Source organism: Clostridia bacterium (assembly GCA_017438525.1).
Taxonomy (GTDB): Bacteria; Bacillota; Clostridia; order Oscillospirales; family RGIG8002; genus RGIG8002.
In genome coordinates this window covers 1-17,946 of the sequence record JAFRVI010000026.1, presented here as the reverse complement: position 1 = coordinate 17,946, position 17,946 = coordinate 1, and the positions used below count along the sequence as shown (strand labels likewise).

Below are 17,946 nucleotides of genomic sequence, written 5' to 3'. Positions count from 1 at the left end.
GACGCGGAAATGCTCGAACTGATCAAAGAACTCTGCAATATCGACGGCGTTTCCGGCGGCGAAGCGCCCGTGAGGGAAAAGATAATCTCCCTCATCGACGGCTTCTGCGAATGGTCCGTCGATCCGCTCGGCAACCTGCTCTGCTTCAAAAAAGGCAGACAGCCGGCAAATAAAAAAGTCATGTTCGCCGCGCACATGGACGAGGTCGGCTTCATCGTAACCGGTATAGACGGCGACGGATATCTGAAGTTCGGCACGGTCGGCGGCATACTCGACAGCGCGCTCCACGGCCGCGTGCTCCGCAAGGGCGGGCTGAAATGCGTCCTCGGCGGCAAGACCTGGCACCTCGTCAGGGACGACGGCAAAAAAGAGTATATAAAGCTCGACGATCTCTACGGCGACGTCGGCGCGAAGTCGAAGGAAGAAGCCGAAAAGTACGTTTCGCCCGGCGATCTCTTCGCCTTTGACGTCGAAACCGTCGACTTCGGCGCAAACTCCCTCTGCGGCAAGGCGCTCGACGACCGCGCCGGCTGCGCGATCATGATAGATATGATAAAAAGCGAACTTGAATACGACGCGCACTTCGCCTTCACCGTCTGCGAGGAAGTCGGGCTGCGCGGCGCGGGTCCCGCGGCGTTCAGCGTACGCCCGGATGTCGCCGTCGTGCTTGAAAGCACCACCGCCGCGGACGTCTGCGGCTCCGAAGGCAGCAAGCGCGTGACCGTTCAGGGCGACGGAGTCGCCGTTTCCTTCGCCGACCGCGCGACCGTTTACGACCGCGAGCTTTTCGCTCTCGTATGCGAGACCGCGGAAAAGAAGGGTATCAAGTATCAGGTCAAGTCCGCGATCGCGGGCGGCAACGACTCCGGCGCGATACACAAAGCCGCCGCCGGCGTGAAGACGACCGCGCTCTCCATCCCCGCAAGGTATATACACACGTCCCAGAGCACCGTCAACAAGGCGGACGTCCTCGCCTCCCGCGCGCTCGCGGAGGCCGTGCTTTCCGCCGTGCAATAACTCAAACGGAGAAACGCCCGTGAGAAAGACTGTTTCGATCATACTCCTCATCGCGCTGCTGGTCACGCTTCCGGCGGCGCTTTTCGCCTGCGGCGGCTCCGCCGCGGACAGCATCAAGGGGATATATATGACGAGCGCGGGCGTACTGCTCGTTTCCGACGAAACGCTCTCGGTCAAGGTCTACGACAGGCACGGAGACAAAATCTACGGCAAGCTGGCGAAGCTGAAAAAAGAAGACTTCCCCGAGCTCGAGCCGTATATGACCGCGAAGAAGGCGTTTCTGCTCGACTTCGCCGCGCTGGCGGAAATAAGCGCCGAGGGCAGTTATAAATGCCGCTACTCCGTCAAGGGCGAGAGCGCCTATATCGAGCACACCTACATCGTCAGCGCGTCACCCGCGGAGCCGCCGGAGATCTTCTCCGCAGAGGCGACCGCGCAGGACGGCTACGCGATGCTGACCGTCAGTGTCGACCCGAAGTACGCGCGCCTTTTCAAGGTCTGGACGGGCGACGTGCCGGAGGAAGCCCGCTTCCCCGCTTCCGCGCTCGAATGCGCCAGCGGCTACGACCAGATCGCGCGCGGCGAAATGGTCTACGAGCTGCCCGTCGAGACGGGGCGCGAAACCGTCTTTTACACACGCGGGCTCTATAACTTTTACGGTTATGAGGACGACGAGATAGTTAAAGTCAATAATCCGGAATATCCCGATTTCGTTTCCCCCTGCGTCTGCCTTGAGCTGCTCAACCCGTCCGACAAACGCGTCTATAACCTCGGGAACGATACGCATATGCAGAAATTCACGATATACTCCCCGTCGGCGAGCTCCAAACTGACGAGCGTATACAGCGCTCCGCCTCCGGTCGAGCCGGAGCCGCCCGTATTTTCCGCCCAGCTCGTCGCCGAAGGCGGCAAGGCGAAACTGAAGGTCAACCCGTTCCCGAAGGCCGTTTATTACCGCGCCGTCATCACCGAGCATTACAACGGAAAATCCCGCGTCGTCTGCAACGCGACGCTGACGACGAAGCTCGTCGCGCAGGCGGATATCCGCAAGGACGCCGCCGCATCCTACACCGGTGACGTTTACGCCATGCTCTCCGACGGCACGATGACCGAAAAGCTCGAACTGGAGGGTTTCTCGACGTCCTTCGTGACTGTTCCGACGCCGACGGTGACCTATGAAAACGGCGAGGTCAAAGCGGTATTCCCGCGCAATACGAAGGTCAGCGTGTGGCGTTCCGGCGCGGAGATCTCCACCGATACGATGGTCATCGGCATAGGCAACGTCTACACGTATATGCCGGACGGACCCGGCGAATACGGCTTCATATACAAGGCCTTCGGCAACGGCGCCGATATCCTCGACAGCGGGCTGATAGATTCGCCGAATGTCAGGGTAGACTGACGCCGTGTCAGCGCAAAACAAAACTGCGTTTCCAAATCGGAAACGCAGTCCTTTTTTATCACAGTTATTTTTCGTCGGGGAGTTTTTCCACGTTCTTCTCCGGCGAAGCAAGGTCGAGATCGGCCTTGATCTTGGAGGTGGATATTCCCTCGGTGCGCGGCAGGAAGGTCACGTCGCAGAGCCCTGTAAGACACGTGAAGCGCGGATCGCCCTCCCAGTCGCCGCCCATCACGACCTCGTCGACGCGGTAGGTCTTCACGTCGTCCGCCTTCTGTTCCCAGGTCTTCTCCGGAATGACGAGGTCGACGTAGCGCACCGCCTCGAGCATCTCCTTGCGGCGCTCGTAGCTGTGATAGCAAGTCTTGCCCTTCAGCTCGTTGAATTCGTCCGTGCTGAGCGCGACGATAAGGTAATCGCCGCGTTCACGCGCGCGCTTGAGCAGTCTGATATGCCCGTAATGAAGCAGGTCGTAGGTGCCGTAGGTAAGGATCCTTCTCATACGCTTTCCTCCGTTAATTGTCGGTCGCAAAGCTTCTGCCGAGGGTTTCGACGGCCGCGATAATCTGCGGGTCGTTCTGCTTTTCCATATCGTAGAACTTCGCCTGCTGTTCGGCGGAAAGCGCCACTCTGACGTGGGGTTCCACGCCGACGCCTTCGAAATTGCTGCTCAGCGGCGGATAGAAATATGCGACGGAAATCGCGATTGCGGAGCGGTCGCTGAGCGGGAATATCTGCTGGATCGTACCCTTGCCGAACGTGGTTTCACCGACGGTCGTCGCCTTATTGTAGTCGGAAAGCGCGCAGGCGAAAAGCTCCGCGGCGAGCGCCGTGTTCCCGTCCATTATGACCGCCATCGGCATATCCACGGACGCGGCGTCGCTGGGCACTTCCTCCGGCTCCTCGGAATCCGCGTAAGCCCTGCGCATTATCGTCCCTTCGGGAAGCAGCGTGTCGAGCACCTTCGCGGCGACATCGATATCGCCGGTGGAGTTGCGGCGCACGTCGAAGACGAACGCGCCGACTCCGCGTTCGCAGAGCGTATCGATCGCATCGTTGAAATCGTCAAGCGTCGTGGCGTCAAATGTGTATATCTTTATGTAGCCGACGTCGCCGGCGATTATCTCGTATTCGATCGACGGAACGGAGATCACGTCGCGTCTGACGGTGAAGTTTATCTTTCTGGTCATTTTCGGGCGCTGAACGGTAAATTCCGCGTTCGTGCCCTCAGTGCCCGCGAGCGCGGCGCAGGCGTTTACGAAGCCCATTTCATCGGTGTCCTCGCCCGATACGGCAACGATCACGTCGCCGACCTTCACTCCCTCCTCGGCGGCGGGAGAGCCCTTGACGACGCGGATGACGCGCATATAGCCGCTCTCGTCCTCGACGACGCTGACGCCGATTCCGACGACCTGACCCTGCTGTTCCTTCTTATAGCGGGCGTAATCCTCGACGGAGTAATACTTCGCGTAGGCGTCGTCAAGTCCGCCTATCACGCCGGACGCCATTCCGTTATTCAGCGCGGTTTCGTCGATGTCACCGACGTAGCGTTCGCGGATGAGCTTGTTTATCTCCGCCATCTTCGCGAACGCTCTCTCCTGGGCCTGCAGATTTTCGCTGACCTTGTCGTATTTCGCGCGCATATATCCCGCGGTTATCGCCATCGTCGTGGCGGCCGCGAGAATAATGACGACGATCATCGTCAGTATTCCGAATCTCTTTTTCATTTCAGTTCTCCCCGATCGCTACTTGATATACGAGATGTAACCCAGCGGATCGACCTGCTTGCCGTCCACTATGAATTCGATGTGAAGATGCGGGCCGGTGACGTTACCCGTCCTGCCGACGTAGCCGATGACCTGTCCCTTTGCGACTACGTCGCCCTTGCTGACGGTCGGGCTGTCCTTTTTCATATGCGCGTAAAGCGTGGAGATGCCGCCGCCGTGTGAAATGACGACGCGCTGGCCGTAGCCGCCGGAGGTGTATTTGACCTCGATGACCGTTCCGGCGTTGCAGGCGACTATCGGCTTGCCTTCAATGCCTTCGCCCGCGGAGTTCCTGCCGGCGATGTCCATGCCGGTATGCTTGCCGCTGCCCCAAAGACTGCCGGCCTTGCCGAAGTAGCAGCTGATATTGCTCTTTTTGTTGAAGCCGGGTACCGGCCATATGAAGTCGCCGCCGACGTATTCGCCCTGCGACTGCTGTCTTATCAGCTCTTTGATCTCCTCGTACTGCTTCGCCATCTCCTTTTCGGCGGAGGCGATCGCTTTCTTGTTCTGATCGCGGAGGGTCTTGAGCTTCGCCTCGTTATTCTCGAGCTTCTTGCGTTGAGAAACGAGGTCGGCCTTCAGGTCGCTCATCTCTTTTTTATCCTTCTCAAGACTCGCCTTGACGCTCTCGTAATCGCTCTTGGCGGTCTTGAACTCGTCCACCATATCTCTGTCCGCGGCGACGAGGATCTCAAGCGTATCGAGCGTATCGAGGAAGGAGCCGAAGTCTTTGCTCTCAAAGAGCATATTGATATAGGAATCGCTGCCGCCCATATATATCGCGCGGATGCGCTCCTCCATCTGCGCCGTGCGGACGGCGATATCCTCCTCCGCGCCGGCGATGTTTTCGCTCTGCTCGTCGATCGCTTTGCCGAGCTCCCTGATACGGTCGTTGGTCAGGTCGATCTGCTCCTCGATCTCCTCCGTCTGCTCGACGATGAGCTGAATCTGCGAAAGCAGCTCCTTGCCCTCTTTTTCGAGCTTGGCGATCTTTTCCTCAAGGTCGTTGACCTTGCTCTGCTTCGCGTTTATCTGGTCCTGCAGCGAATCCGCTCCCGCGGGCGCGCCGATAACGCCGGAGCATAAAAGCGCCGTCGTCAGAACCATAACAATCGCGGTTATTATCGAAACTGTTCTTCTCATAATACCCTCCCCGGCGTCAGACCTTCAGATGCTTTCTGACGGAAATGACGCTGCCAAGAACGCCTGTGATCACTCCCACGAGCAGGAACGAACCCGCAAGCGGAAGCGCGATATCCTTGAACGGCATCGGCTTCAGCAGCTCGATCGAGCCGATGAGCTTCTGCATCCCGTAAATGTATATGAAGTATTCTATGATATAGGCGATGACGCTGCCGATAGCTCCTATGGCTATACCTTCGATGACGAAGGGCTTTCTGATAAAGCTGTTCTTCGCGCCGACGAGCCGCATTATCCCGATCTCAAGACTGCGGTTCTGCATCGAGGCGCGTATGGTGTTGGAAATAATGAACGCGGAAATGATCGCCAGGATTATGACTACCGCGCCGCCCGCTATTTCAAGCACGCGCTTTATCGTGACTATCGTGCGCGTGGCGGAAGCCGACCACGTTACCTTCTCCACCCCTTCGATTGACTGGAGGACGGAAATGGTCTCGCTCGTCTTTGCTATATCCTTCAGCGTTATCACGAATTTGTCCGGCAGAGGATTCTCCTCAAAGCCGTCAAGAATGTCGCCGTATTCACTGTATGACTGTCTGAATTCCTCCGCGCCCTCCTCCTTGGGAACGTAAGTGATGGTGGCGACGTTATCCGTCGCCTCCAGCGCGGTCTTCAGGTCGTACACCTCGCTCTGCGTCGCGGTGTAAGGCGGATATACGCGCACAACGTTCGCTTCGCCGAGCCGGTTTAGGTAGCTCGAAATATTGAGCGAGATGAGGACGAACGTTCCGAGCAGCAGCAAACACACCGTCAGCACGCTGACGGAAACGATCGCCATGGGCTTATTGAACTTCGTGCTGAGCAGCGAGCGCCCCCACGAATACTTCGTGACTTTATTCTTGCTCATATCACGTACCCGCCTTCGGCGTCGCTGATGACGACACCCTCCTTTATCGCGATAACTCGCTTCTGCATCGCGTTGACGAGCTCCTTCTCGTGCGTCATTATAACGATGGTAGTGCCCTTTTCGTTAATCCTGTCGAGCAGATACATCATTTCCGTCGAAAGCTTGGGGTCGAGGTTGCCGGTGGGCTCGTCCGCTATAAGCAGCGACGGATTGTTGACGAGCGCGCGGGCAAGCGCGACGCGCTGCTGCTCGCCGCCGGAAAGCTCGGACGGCAGAACGTTCGCCTTCTCGGAAAGTCCGACGAGGTCGAGCATATACGGAACGCGGTTGCGTATGTGCTTTACCGGCGCGCCGATGACGCGCATCGCGAACGCGACGTTCTCGAAAACGGTCAGAGTCGGGATCAGCTTGTAATCCTGGAAGACTATGCCCATCGAGCGCCGCAGGAACGGGATCTCCTTCTTCTTCATCTTCAGCAGGTTGAATCCGTTGATGATGATCTCGCCGGAGTTGGCGGTTTCTTCGCGGATCATCAGCTTCGTGATGGTCGTTTTGCCCGCGCCGCTTTCGCCGGTGATGAAGACGAACTCCCCGTCGTTTATCGTAAAGCTCACGCCGTTAAGCGCTCGTTTCTTGCCGTTTTTGCTGCTATACCGCATAGAAACGTCTTTGAACTCTATCATTTCTTCTCCTTATCAGCAGAAACCCGTTTGCCGCGTCAATATTTGACGGGCTTTTCCTGAAGGTACTTGTGGACCATGAGCGCCACCTTGAAGACGATGGCGTTCTCGAATTCGCGCAGGTCGAGCCCCGTCAGCTTCTTGATCTTATCAAGGCGGTAGACGAGGGTGTTTCTGTGAACGAACAGCTTGCGCGAGGTCTCGGATACGTTGAGGTTGTTCTCGAAGAACTTCTGGATCGTGAACAGCGTTTCGTGATCGAGACTGTCGATGGTGCCGGACTTGAATACTTCATCCATATACATTTCGCACAGCGTCGTGGGCAGGTGGTAGATCAGGCGCGCGATCCCGAGGGTCGCGTAGTTGACGACGCTGTTTTCCGTCTCGAAGACCTTGCCGACCTCGATCGCGGTCTGCGCCTCCTTGAAGGCGCGGGCAAGCTCGGCGACGGTGGATACGACGTTGCTGATGCCGACGGTCGCATCCGCGAAGAATTCACCCTTCAGAGTATCAACGATCGAGAAGCCGAGTTTGTTGAGCGTCAGCGGCTCCTTGTGCTCCTTGACCTCCTTGACGATGGCGATCTCGTTTTCACTCAAACGGATGACGAAGTCCTGATTCTTATCGGGGAAGAGGTTGCGGATAACGTCGAAAAGCGATATATCCGTCCTCTCGTCGATCCGCACGAGCAGAACGACGCGGTCGACCTCGTTGTTTATCTGCAATTCCCCGACCTTATTGCGAAGCTCGCCGGGCAGTATGTTATCGAGCAGGACGTTCTTTATGAACGCCGCCTTGTCGTATTTTTCGTCGTAATACGCCTTTATGTTGTCGAGAGAAACCGACAGGATCGCGGCGGAGTATTTCGCGCGCTCGTCATCGCCGTCGACAAAAACGGCGTAGTCCGCCTTGGTCAGCCAGCCGAGTTTCTTATAGGTCCGGCCGGCGACGGAAAGCGCTTCGTTGGTGTAGGAAAGTTCGTCCATTATGCCGCCTACGGTCTTGCCGATCATGGAAAGATCGCTGCACGAAACGACGGCGTTGTTCTCGTCGATAACGCCGATCGTTCTGCCGATGACGTCCTTCATCTGCTGGATCACCGTCTGGAACAGTCTGTTTGACATTTTCATCGCTCCTTTGTCCTGTATTATAAAGTTCGAAAGTTGAATGAAGACTAATCGGCGGTAAGGACAACACGGTTTTGAACGACAAATTTTGCCCCGTTCCGCGTTAAAATGCTCGGCAATACAGCAAGTATTGCCTTGCGCTTTTGCCTTGAACGAAACAAAATCGGTCCGTTCAAAACTGCTCCGCACCTGAAAGCGAGGCAAATCCGAGGGATTTGCGGCGCGGAGGACGACGGCGGGCCGGCGCCCGCCGAGGACAACAAGCCGGAAAGTTCCGGATTTGACCGCTTCTCAGGCGTATTGTCCTTATCGCCGATCAGTCAAGATTTAATCACGAAGGATTCTTTCCGCCGCCTCTGTGTCGCGGATTATCTGAAGACGCAGGTCTTCGAGGCATTCAAAGTAAATCTCGCCGCGGATGCGGGCCACGTATTCGACCTCGACGATCCTGCCGTAAAGATCCTCGTCGACGCCGAAGATATGGGTCTCCTCGGTTACCTCCTGGCCGCCGACCGTCGGACGCGTGCCGACGTTCGTGACGGCGCCGTGCCGCACTCCGTCGACGACTGCGCGGGTTGCGTAAACTCCGAAGGCGGGGATGAGCCGCCCCTGCGGGAATCTGTTGTTTATCGTCGGAAAGCCGATGCTTCTGCCTATCTGTCTGCCGTGCTCGACCGGAAAGTCCGTTGAAAACGGGCGCCCGAGAGCGCGAGCCGCGGAAGCGACGTCGCCGTCCGTGATAAGCCGGCGGATACGTGAGCTTGAAACGAGCTCGCCGTCGAGCTCGACCGGCGGTATGACGGTCAGCTCCGCGCCCTTCGCACGGAGCAGCTCGCCGAGCTTCTCCGGCCCCGCGGCGCCGCCTCTGCCGAAGCGGAAGTTGAAGCCGCAGAAGACCTTTTTCGCGTTCAGTCCGCCGACGATCACCTCGTCTACGAAGCGTTCGGCGGTGTATTCAAAGCCGCCGTTTTTCAGGTCGAAATAGCATATCTCATCCGCGCCGCAGGCGTATATCGCGCGTTCGCGCAGGGCGTTGCTCATTATGCGCGGAGCGCGGGCGCGGGTCTTTATAAAGTCGCCGGGCAGGTCCGGAAACGTCAGCGCGCGGGCGGTAAGTCCGCCTTCGGAAGCGGCGCGCGCCGCTTCGCCGATGACCTTCGCGTGACCGACGTGAACGCCGTCGAACGTTCCGAGCGCGAGCGCGCAGGGCGGAAGCTTGGTTTTTATATCGCCGCAGTTGATGATCAATTCGCTTCCTCCTTGACAACGTACATCGTGCGCACCTTCATCCTGCCGCCCCTGCTGTCGAAAAGGCCGAGGAAACCGTGGGCGGCGTCGAACATTTTGTAGGTCCCTTCCGGAAGGTCGGTCGGGTTGCCGGCTCCGTTGAGCAGCATCCTGCCCTTGCGGTTGCTGACGGTGACGCTCTCGAAACCGGTCAAGGCGTTCTCCACGGGAAGCATATGCTCCGCGAAGTTCGCCTTCGCCTCCTCGAGCGAAACGCAGTCGTCGACAGTGAAGCCGCTGCCGGCAAGACGGCGGAGCTCCCACAGGCACGCTCCGCAGCCGAGCTTCTCGCCTATATCGCGGGCGAGCGCGCGTATGTACGTTCCCTTCGAGCATTCCACCTCGAAGGTGAGCGTATCGCCTTCCGCGGAAAGCGGAATGATCGAGTATATCTCTATCCTGCGCGGAGGTATCTCCGGCGCTTTGCCGGCGCGCGCGAGGTCGTAAAGCCGCTTGCCGCGCACCTGTATCGCGCTGTACGCCGGCGGCGTCTGAAGCTGCTCGCCGACGAATGACGCGAGCGTTTCCTCAGCGTTCGCTAGGTCGGGCGCGGAGCCGGAAACGGTCACTTCTCCCGTGCGGTCGAGCGTGTCGCTCGTCACGCCGAGTTTTACGGACGCGCGGTACCTCTTTCTGCCGACGGTGAGGTAGTCCTGAAACTTCGCGCACCTGCCGAAAAGCAGCGGCAGCACGCCCGTTGCGAACGGGTCGAGCGTTCCGGCGTGACCGATATGGCTCTCGTGAGTCGCCTTGCGCATAACGGCGACGACGTCGAAGGAGGTGAAGCCCTCCGGCTTGTCGATGCAAAGTATACCGTTCACGCGTTCCTCCGCAGCTGATCTTCCATAGCCGCCTTCACCCTGCCGAGGCAGTCGGAAAGCTCTCCGTACACGTTCGCGCCCGCGGCGCCCTCGTGCCCGCCGCCGCCGAAAACGGCGCAGAGCGCGGAGCAGTCGAAGCCGGGGTTGGAACGCGCCGAAATCTTGTATTCATTCTCGCCCGTGCGGCGAAGCAGGACCGCGCCTACGACGCCGTCCACCTTGCGCAGTTCGCCGGAAAGTCCGTCGTAGTCGTCCTCCGAGCATCCGCGCAGGTCGACGTGCGAAACGGCGAGCTTGCCGCCGGCGAATATCTCTACGTTACCGTAAAGCTGGCTGAGCAGCTTAACGCGCTCCGCCGAAACGGTCTCGAAAAACGCTTTGTTCATCGAGCCGAAGTCCGCGCCCGCTTCCATCGTTTCGGCGGCGGCGCGCATGGTCTTCGGCGTGTTGTTGCGGTATCTGAAGCAGCCGGTGTCGGTGCTCAGCGCGGCGTAAAGCGCCGTCGCGATCTCGCGCGTCATACCGACGCCGAGGATGCCGAGCAGTTCGTACACCATTTCGCCCGCGGAGGCGGCGGTCTCGTCGAGCGCCGTGAACTTCGCGTAGCGCTTGTTGCTCTTGTGATGATCTATGCAGAGGTCGGCCCGTTCACAGTACGGCGCGAGGCCGCCCGCAAGCTGTGTTTCGGCTACGTCGACGGCTACTATGAAGTCCGGCTCGAACTCCACGGGAAGCCGCTCCGCGCCCGAAACGCAGATCAAGCTCGGCGGGATCTCGTCCGGATTCGCGACGAAGCAGCGCTTGCCCAGCGCCTTCAGCGCGTGCAGTAAGGCAAAGCCCGCTCCGACGGTGTCTCCGTCGGGGTGCGCGTGAGTGATTATCATTATGCCGTCGGCGGCTTTCAGCATTTCGGCCGCCCGCTGCAGATCAGTCATTCTCTTCCCTCTCGGTATGCTCGTGCGCGACGCTGTCGTCGATAAGCTTGGATATGCGCGCGCCGTATTCCATCGAAGCGTCAGGTATGAAGACGAGCTCGGGCGTGTGCCGCAGGTCGAGCCGGTGCGAAAGCTCGCCGCGGATGAAGCCCTTCGCCGCCTTCAGCGCCGCGACGACCTTCTGCGTCTTCTCCATGCCGGAAAGCGTGCTTACGTAAACCTTCGCGACGGACATATCCTTCGACATTTCAAGCCGCGCGATAGATACGAACTTGCCGTCAAGCTCGCGGCTCTTGACCTCTTTGAATATCGAATCGAGCTCGCGCTTTATGTTTTCACTTGTGTTCCTGAACGCGTGAGACGCCATATTTTCTCCGTTCCGCGGTTACACCGCTCGATTACGGCTGATTGGCGATAAGGACAATACGCCTGACAAACGGTCAAATCCGGTGTTTTCCGGCTTGTTGTCCTCGCCGGGCGCCAGCCCGCCGTCGTCCTCCGCGCCGCAAACCCCTCGGATTTGCCTCGTTTTCAGGTGCGGAGCAGTTTTGAGCGAGCCGATTTTGGTCCGTTCAAGGCAAAAGCGCAAGGCAATACTTGTGTATTGCCGAGCATTTTAACGCAGAACGGGGCAAAATCTGCCGTTCAAAACCGTGTTGTCCTTACCGCCAATCAGCCACAACCCATTATTCAACATCTTATATTATAACACCTTTTGTGAAAATATCAAGGAATCTGACAAAAAAATATATGAATACTTATAAGAATTATACAAATATATTTTTGACCGCCGGACACGCCGAAGGGCATTTTTCACTTGTAATCCCCCGCCGCGTATGGTAAAATAGAATTGTGAAATCATTGCAGGAGGGATAATTATGACGACAAAAGAAGCCCTTGAAAAATACGCCGCGCTGGAGAAGACGCTTTTCGCGCTCGGGCACGCGGAATCAATGCTTTATTACGACGGAGCGACCGTCGCGCCGAAGGGCTCCGCGGGAGTACGCGCCTCCACGCTTGGCGAGCTTTCGCGCCTGACATATCAGTTCGCGACTTCACCCGAAACGATCGAGGTCGTCGGCACGCTCGCCGCGGATCTCGATTCGCTCGACGCCGTAACGCGCCGCAAGGTTACCGAAAACGTCCGCGACCTCGAGCGTATGCGCCGCGTACCGGAAGACATCTTCGTAGAATACACCGAGCTTTCCGCCAAGGCGGACGCGGTCTGGCACGACGCCAAGGAGAAGAACGACTTCGCCTCCTTCGAGCCGTATCTGCAGAAGATGTTCGATATGACGAAGCTCGTGCGCAGCTGTGAGGAGCCCGGCAAGGACCCCTACGACACCGCGCTTGACGACCACGAACGCGGACTCGACCGCGCGACCTGCGACGCCTTCTTCGCCGGACTGCGCGAAAAGCTCGTGCCGCTCATCAACGAGGTCAAGGAGCACGCCGACCGCGTCGACGACACGCCGCTGAAGCGCCGCTTCCCCATCGAGAAGCAGCGCAAGTTCTCCGACTTCGTCATGGGGCTTATGGATATCGACCCGAACCACTGCGTGCTCGGCGAAACGGAGCATCCGTTCACCATAGACTTCTCGCGCGACGACGTGCGCATCACGACGCACTATCACGAGAACGCCTTCGCTTCCTCGATGTACTCGGTCATCCACGAGGGCGGCCACGCGCTTTACGAGCTTCACACGGGACGCGAGCTCGCCGGCACCGAGCTCGGCGAAGGCGCCTCCATGGCGATACACGAGAGCCAGTCCCGCTTCTACGAGAACGTCATCGGGCGCAGCCGCGAGTTCTGCTCCCTCATCTACCCCTGGTTGAAGGCGGAGTTCGCGCCCAACCTCGACGACGTCAGCGAGGACGATTTTTACCGCATGATAAACAAATCCGAGCCGTCGCTTATACGCACGGAAGCGGACGAGCTGACCTACTGCATGCACGTTATGGTGCGCTATGAGCTTGAAAAGCGCATGTTCAACGGCGAGCTGAAGGCGAAGGAGCTCCCCGCCGAGTGGAACCGGCTCTATAAGGAATACCTCGGCGTGGACGTGCCGGACGACAGACGCGGAGTGCTGCAGGACTCCCACTGGTCGAACGGCAATATCGGCTACTTCCCCACCTACGCCATCGGTTCCGCCTACGGCGGACAGTATATCGAGCGCATCAACCGCGACTTCGACCTCTTCGCCGCCGTCAGGGACGGCGACTTCGCCCGCATCAACGGCTGGCTGGAGGAGCATATATGGAAGCACGGCAGGATGCTCGACCCGGTGCCGCTGTTCGAGTCGGTCTGCGGCAAGTTTGACGTAAATTATTACGTCGCTTACCTCGAGAAGAAGTTCCGCGACGTTTACCGGCTCGGGTAACGCAAAGAAAAGCATGAGAAAACGCCTCCCTCGCGGGAGGCGTTTTGCTTTATTTTCACGTTTCGGGCGGCGTCAGCCGAGACTGCTCTGATCGGCGAGCTTCGCGGCGACGCGGAGAATCGCAAGAGCGTCCGCGACGGTGACGCGATCGTCCCCGTCGATGTCGCCGATCGTCACGCTTTCAGGCGTTTCTTCCGCGAGTTTCGCGGCGATGCGGAGCGCGGCGAGCGCGTCCGCGACGGTGATCTCGCCGTCCTTATCCATATCGCCCTTCATGATTTTCAGCGACGGGAATCCCACGTCCTTGATCGCGAAGTAATCGCCCTCGGGATGGCCGAGCGGGTACTCCGTCTTTGTATAAGACCATTTGAGCGTATGAGTTCCGGCGGGAATAACGCAGGTATATTTCTGCCATACGCCGATCTGATCGAATTTCGAGAATTTGACCGTGTCGTCTACGGAGAACTGGCACATAGCGTCGCTCCACCTCGCGTACGTCACGTACATGAAATTCAGTTCGGCGTCTTTCTCCAAAGTGACCGTCGCGGTCATAACGCTCCTGCTGTTCGGAACTCCGGCGTTGCCGCTTCGGACGCCGCTGCCTTTCGGGGTCCAGGGATAGTCGCCATCGGAAACGAACTTGATATAGCTTCCCTCGGCGTTCGCCGCCCCGGAAAGATCCTGTATTTCGTTGGTTATGAGGAGATCGTCAACGTAAAGACGGTTCTGATCCGTGCAGCCGTAGTGAGTGATAACGACACGCACGATCTTGCCGGCGCAGGTGGAAAGACCCATGTGGTTGCCCGAGTCAAAGGCGTACTCACGCCACTCGTTCGCCGTGACGAACGGATCGCTTTGTAACTGGACTGCGTTCGTATCCTCCACATAGTAATTGACCCGGAATTTCTCGGCGCAGTCCGTTTCGTGACTGCCGCGCGCCCAGAAGCGGAGCGTGGTCACGCCCTCCTCGGGGACGTAGATCCACCACGTATCGATCGAGTTATCCGGCGTCAGCGCCGTTCCGTCCCACCAGGATGCGGAGAAGACGGAGCCGTTGCCGCTGTGAGTGCAAACGCCGCTGCTCGGATAGGAATACTCCGCGAGGGTGTCGTTGCGGTAGACCCATTCGCGGCCGTCGCCGTCGTTGTCGTAATTCTTCCAGCCGTCGAGGAAGGGATCGCTCTCGAAATTGCAGGAAAGGACGACGCCCGGGTCGGGATCCCAGTCGACGCGGAAATCGTCGAGGTAGAGCGCGAGCTGATTCGTGCAGTTGTGATGCGTCACGCAGATGCGGATGCGGTCGCCCTGCAGATAATCCGGCAGGGTGACAGAGTATTTCACCTCATAGTTCGTCGCGACGAACTCTTCGGATATCCGCGTCACTCTCGGGATCGCGCCATATATGGTATACGAAACGTCAAAATGCTCGGCGAAGTCGGTGTTGTGACTGCCGCGCGCCATAAAACTGACGGTCGTCACGCCGCCGGAAGGCACGGTGAAGTGGGGGCTCCAGAGGCGGTTGTTAGGCGTCAGCGCCCTGCGGTTGGCATACGACGCGGAATGCACCGCGCCGCCGGCTTCGCCGTAGAAGCTGCTGCGCGCGGAGTATTCCCAGTTATAGCCGTCGCCGTCGGCATCGTCGGCGCTCCAGCCGCTTTCGAACGGATCTGCTTCGAAATCGAAGGTGTAGACGGGCAGCGAGCCGCCGACGTTCGTCACCCTGAAATCGTCGACGCAGAGCTTATACTGGTCGGTGCAGTCGAAGTGTCTGATTATGATCTGAATGCGCTTGCCCTTCAGTCTGCCGCCGCCCTCCGCCGAAACGTCGGCGGTGTATTTCTGCCATTTATTCTCGGTTATATACTCGGAATCCAAGAAAGAATACAACGTTTCGTCGCCGGCGATCCTGTAATCTATGCTGAACTTTTCATGCGGGCCGACGCCGCCCGCTCCGACGGAGGTCGTGCCGCGCGCCCAGAACTTCACCTTCGTCACGCCTTCGGCGGGTACGTCGATGACCGGGCTGACGAGCAGGTTGTCCGGAGTCAGCGGGTCGCCGTAGAGCGACGCGGAAACGACCGCGCCCTTTCCGTTATGGTAGTATCTTTCTTCGCTGCCGGGTTCGTATCCCCAGTTGTAGCCGTCACCGTCGATATCCTCGAAGGTCCACCCGTCCCTTTTGAACGGATCCGCCGAAAAGTCTTCCGACAGGATGACGCGTCCGTTACCGAGACTCACTTTGAAATCGTCGACGGCGAGGAAGCCGCCTTTATGCGAGTCTTTGTTAATGATGACGATACAGACGCGCTTGCCCATAAGCGCCCCGCCGTCGAACTCTGAAAAATCGATCTCGCAGGCAACCCAACTGTAGATGGAGACGGGCAGATTCTTTACCGTCACCGTACTCCCGCCCTCGACGCGATAGCCGACCGAAGCCTCGCCATAGGTCCCGGTCGCCCAGAAGCTCATCGTCGTCTTGCCGGAGGCCGGAATATCAAAGTAGGGGCTGACGAGATCGTCGCCCGGGATCGCGGCGTCGGCTTCGCAGTATTCGGAGACCACGGAGCCGGCGGCGTTATGATAGAACGCGCCCGAAGCGGTCATCGTGTGATACCAGCTCGCGCCGTCGCCGTTGCCGTCCGCGCGGCTCCAATCGCCGTTGAAGGGATACTCGGTGAAGTTATCGTAGTAGAGGAGATGCTCGGTATCGTCCTTCGCCGGCGCTTTCGTTTCCGCGGACGCGGGAATCAGCGCCGCCGGCAGCAGCGCGAGCAGCATCGCCGACGCGACGAGTATTGACAGGAGTTTGCGGGCCGTACTTTTCGTCATTGTTTTTACCTCCCCGGTGTATGATTTTCAACGCTTTTCGGCGCATTTTTACCCTATAATATTACCGCACCGGATGGCCAAAGTCAAGAAAAAACGAGATATCGGACCGAAACGGCCGGCGTTCTCCCGCTCCCTTTTGCGGGCGGCATGAAGCGGCACGCGCGTCCTCACGCCTCGTCCGCGGTATAACGGCCGCTCAAATGTTAATTTTTTTTGAAAAATTCCGATTAGGTCTTGCAAATTCGGATACAATGTATTAAAATACCATTTGGCACTCGGAGGTAAGGAGTGCTAACAGCGTTAATAATCTTCAAAGGAGGAAGTAATATGAAAATCGTTCCGTTGCTCGACAGAGTCGTTCTGAAAATGACCGAGCAGGAAGAAACCACCAAGAGCGGCATCGTGCTGCCCGGCTCCGCCAAGGAGAAGCCCCAGGTCGCCGAAGTCATCGAGGTTGGCCCCGGCGGTATGGTCGAGGGCAAGGAGGTCGTCATGCAGGTCGCCAAGGGCGACAAGGTCATCACCTCCAAGTATTCAGGCACCGAGATTAAGCTCGACGGCGAAGAGTATATCATCGTCCGCCAGTCCGACATTCTCGCCGTTGTCAAATAAGCTTAAAGGAGAGAGATAACCATGGCAAAGCAGATTATTTACGGAGAAGAAGCGCGCGCGGCGCTCCTCAAGGGCGTCAACAAGCTCGCGGATACAGTCAAGATCACGCTCGGACCCAAGGGCAGAAACGTAGTGCTCGATAAGAAGTTCGGCGCTCCGCTGATCACCAACGACGGCGTTACCATCGCCAAGGAGATCGAGCTGGAGGACGCCTTTGAGAACATGGGCGCGCAGCTCGTCAAGGAGGTCTCCACGAAGACCAACGACGTCGCGGGCGACGGCACCACCACCGCTACCCTGCTGGCGCAGGCGCTCATCACCGAGGGCATGAAGAACGTCGCCGCCGGCGCCAATCCGATGGGCGTCAAGCGCGGAATCGCGCTCGCCACCGACGCGGCCGTCGAGGCGATAAAGGCGAACAGCAAGAAGATCTCCGGCAACGAGGACATCGCGAGGGTCGCGACCATCTCCGCCGGCGATCCCTCCATCGGCAATCTCATCGCCGAGGCGATGGCGAAGGTCTCCTCCGACGGCGTTATCACCGTTGAGGATTCCAAGACCGCCGAGACCTACAGCGAGGTCGTCGAGGGAATGCAGTTCGACAGGGGCTATATCTCCCCCTACATGGTCACCGACACCGACAAGATGGAAGCCGTCATCGACGACGCGCTCATCCTCATCACCGATAAGAAGATCTCCAACATTCAGGACATCCTGCCTCTGCTCGAGAAGATAGTCCAGAGCGGCAAGAAGCTCGTCATCATCGCCGAGGACGTCGAGGGCGAAGCCCTCGCCACCCTGCTTGTCAACCGCCTGCGCGGCACCTTCGTCTGCGTCGCGGTCAAGGCGCCCGGCTTCGGCGACAGGCGCAAGGAGATGCTCCGCGACATCGCCGTTCTCACCGGCGGCGAGGTCATCACCTCCGACCTCGGCCTCGAGCTGAAGGACGCCACGCTCGATATGCTCGGCTCCGCCAGACAGGTCAAGGTACAGAAGGAAAACACGATAATCGTCGACGGCAGCGGCGATAAGAACGAGATCG

General features: G+C 58.6%; 16 protein-coding genes. 5 read left to right on the top strand and 11 right to left on the bottom strand.

The window, feature by feature from the left end:
- The first annotated feature begins 9 nt into the window (after window positions 1–9).
- Window positions 10–1,017, top strand: coding sequence for a M28 family peptidase (locus IJL83_02775; GenBank protein MBQ6552522.1), 1,008 nt, complete (start codon window positions 10–12; stop codon window positions 1,015–1,017).
- Between the two features lie 19 nt (window positions 1,018–1,036).
- Window positions 1,037–2,419 carry a hypothetical protein gene (locus IJL83_02770; GenBank protein ID MBQ6552521.1) on the top strand — a complete coding sequence of 461 codons (1,383 nt, stop codon included), beginning with the start codon at window positions 1,037–1,039 and terminating at the stop codon, window positions 2,417–2,419.
- A 64-nt stretch (window positions 2,420–2,483) separates the two neighbouring features.
- On the opposite strand, the gene tagD is transcribed toward IJL83_02770, so the two are convergent.
- The 10 genes from tagD to rbfA all read right to left on the bottom strand — a co-directional run bounded on the left by tagD (window position 2,484) and on the right by rbfA (window position 11,449).
- Entirely contained in the window at window positions 2,484–2,918 is a 435-nt protein-coding gene (gene tagD, locus IJL83_02765; GenBank protein MBQ6552520.1) for a glycerol-3-phosphate cytidylyltransferase, read from the bottom strand.
- 13 nt (window positions 2,919–2,931) lie between these two features.
- Window positions 2,932–4,143, bottom strand: coding sequence for a PDZ domain-containing protein (locus IJL83_02760; GenBank protein MBQ6552519.1), 1,212 nt, complete (start codon window positions 4,141–4,143; stop codon window positions 2,932–2,934).
- A gap of 18 nt (window positions 4,144–4,161) precedes the next feature.
- On the bottom strand, window positions 4,162–5,328 hold the full coding sequence (locus IJL83_02755) for a peptidoglycan DD-metalloendopeptidase family protein (GenBank protein MBQ6552518.1): 1,167 nt from the start codon (window positions 5,326–5,328) through the stop codon (window positions 4,162–4,164).
- A gap of 16 nt (window positions 5,329–5,344) precedes the next feature.
- On the bottom strand, window positions 5,345–6,232 hold the full coding sequence (ftsX, locus tag IJL83_02750; protein ID MBQ6552517.1) for a permease-like cell division protein FtsX: 888 nt from the start codon (window positions 6,230–6,232) through the stop codon (window positions 5,345–5,347).
- Window positions 6,229–6,915, bottom strand: a complete 687-nt coding sequence (gene ftsE, locus IJL83_02745) for a cell division ATP-binding protein FtsE (GenBank protein MBQ6552516.1) — start codon at window positions 6,913–6,915, stop codon at window positions 6,229–6,231. The genes ftsX and ftsE overlap by 4 nt, the downstream gene beginning before the upstream one ends.
- 35 nt (window positions 6,916–6,950) lie before the next feature.
- On the bottom strand, window positions 6,951–8,036 hold the full coding sequence (locus tag IJL83_02740; GenBank protein MBQ6552515.1) for a helix-turn-helix domain-containing protein: 1,086 nt from the start codon (window positions 8,034–8,036) through the stop codon (window positions 6,951–6,953).
- Between the two features lie 330 nt (window positions 8,037–8,366).
- Complete coding sequence (ribF, locus tag IJL83_02735) at window positions 8,367–9,287, bottom strand: riboflavin biosynthesis protein RibF (protein ID MBQ6552514.1); 921 nt, start codon at window positions 9,285–9,287, stop codon at window positions 8,367–8,369.
- Window positions 9,284–10,147 (bottom strand): tRNA pseudouridine(55) synthase TruB, encoded by an 864-nt coding sequence (gene truB, locus IJL83_02730; protein ID MBQ6552513.1) that lies wholly within the window; start codon window positions 10,145–10,147, stop codon window positions 9,284–9,286. Before truB ends, ribF begins: the two co-directional genes overlap by 4 nt.
- Window positions 10,144–11,082, bottom strand: a complete 939-nt coding sequence (locus tag IJL83_02725; protein ID MBQ6552512.1) for a DHH family phosphoesterase — start codon at window positions 11,080–11,082, stop codon at window positions 10,144–10,146. The genes truB and IJL83_02725 overlap by 4 nt, the downstream gene beginning before the upstream one ends.
- Window positions 11,075–11,449, bottom strand: coding sequence for a 30S ribosome-binding factor RbfA (gene rbfA / locus IJL83_02720; protein MBQ6552511.1), 375 nt, complete (start codon window positions 11,447–11,449; stop codon window positions 11,075–11,077). The genes IJL83_02725 and rbfA overlap by 8 nt, the downstream gene beginning before the upstream one ends.
- A gap of 511 nt (window positions 11,450–11,960) precedes the next feature.
- Between rbfA and IJL83_02715 the strand changes: the two genes are divergently transcribed.
- Window positions 11,961–13,463 (top strand): carboxypeptidase M32, encoded by a 1,503-nt coding sequence (locus tag IJL83_02715; GenBank protein ID MBQ6552510.1) that lies wholly within the window; start codon window positions 11,961–11,963, stop codon window positions 13,461–13,463.
- Between the two features lie 72 nt (window positions 13,464–13,535).
- Here IJL83_02715 and IJL83_02710 read toward each other — a convergent pair whose 3' ends face one another.
- Window positions 13,536–16,292 carry a choice-of-anchor J domain-containing protein gene (locus IJL83_02710; protein MBQ6552509.1) on the bottom strand — a complete coding sequence of 919 codons (2,757 nt, stop codon included), beginning with the start codon at window positions 16,290–16,292 and terminating at the stop codon, window positions 13,536–13,538.
- Between the two features lie 327 nt (window positions 16,293–16,619).
- Here IJL83_02710 and IJL83_02705 point away from each other — a divergent pair, with 327 nt between their 5' ends.
- Window positions 16,620–16,904, top strand: a complete 285-nt coding sequence (locus IJL83_02705) for a co-chaperone GroES (GenBank protein MBQ6552508.1) — start codon at window positions 16,620–16,622, stop codon at window positions 16,902–16,904.
- Window positions 16,905–16,925: 21 nt separating this feature from the next.
- Window positions 16,926–17,946: chaperonin GroEL (gene groEL / locus IJL83_02700; protein ID MBQ6552507.1), on the top strand; the 1,021-nt coding region annotated here is incomplete at its 3' end.

Excerpts from the sequence above, each read along its gene's own strand:
- IJL83_02740 (MBQ6552515.1), bottom strand. The coding sequence starts at position 8,036 with ATGTCAAACAGACTGTTCCAGACGGTGATCCAGCAGATGAAGGACGTC.
- IJL83_02760 (MBQ6552519.1), bottom strand. The coding sequence starts at position 4,143 with ATGAAAAAGAGATTCGGAATACTGACGATGATCGTCGTCATTATTCTC.
- ftsE (MBQ6552516.1), bottom strand. The coding sequence starts at position 6,915 with ATGATAGAGTTCAAAGACGTTTCTATGCGGTATAGCAGCAAAAACGGC.
- ftsX (MBQ6552517.1), bottom strand. The coding sequence starts at position 6,232 with ATGAGCAAGAATAAAGTCACGAAGTATTCGTGGGGGCGCTCGCTGCTC.
- IJL83_02725 (MBQ6552512.1), bottom strand. The coding sequence starts at position 11,082 with ATGACTGATCTGCAGCGGGCGGCCGAAATGCTGAAAGCCGCCGACGGC.
- IJL83_02710 (MBQ6552509.1), bottom strand. The coding sequence starts at position 16,292 with ATGACGAAAAGTACGGCCCGCAAACTCCTGTCAATACTCGTCGCGTCG.
- IJL83_02715 (MBQ6552510.1), top strand. The coding sequence starts at position 11,961 with ATGACGACAAAAGAAGCCCTTGAAAAATACGCCGCGCTGGAGAAGACG.
- tagD (MBQ6552520.1), bottom strand. The coding sequence starts at position 2,918 with ATGAGAAGGATCCTTACCTACGGCACCTACGACCTGCTTCATTACGGG.
- IJL83_02775 (MBQ6552522.1), top strand. The coding sequence starts at position 10 with ATGCTCGAACTGATCAAAGAACTCTGCAATATCGACGGCGTTTCCGGC.
- IJL83_02755 (MBQ6552518.1), bottom strand. The coding sequence starts at position 5,328 with ATGAGAAGAACAGTTTCGATAATAACCGCGATTGTTATGGTTCTGACG.
- IJL83_02705 (MBQ6552508.1), top strand. The coding sequence starts at position 16,620 with ATGAAAATCGTTCCGTTGCTCGACAGAGTCGTTCTGAAAATGACCGAG.
- rbfA (MBQ6552511.1), bottom strand. The coding sequence starts at position 11,449 with ATGGCGTCTCACGCGTTCAGGAACACAAGTGAAAACATAAAGCGCGAG.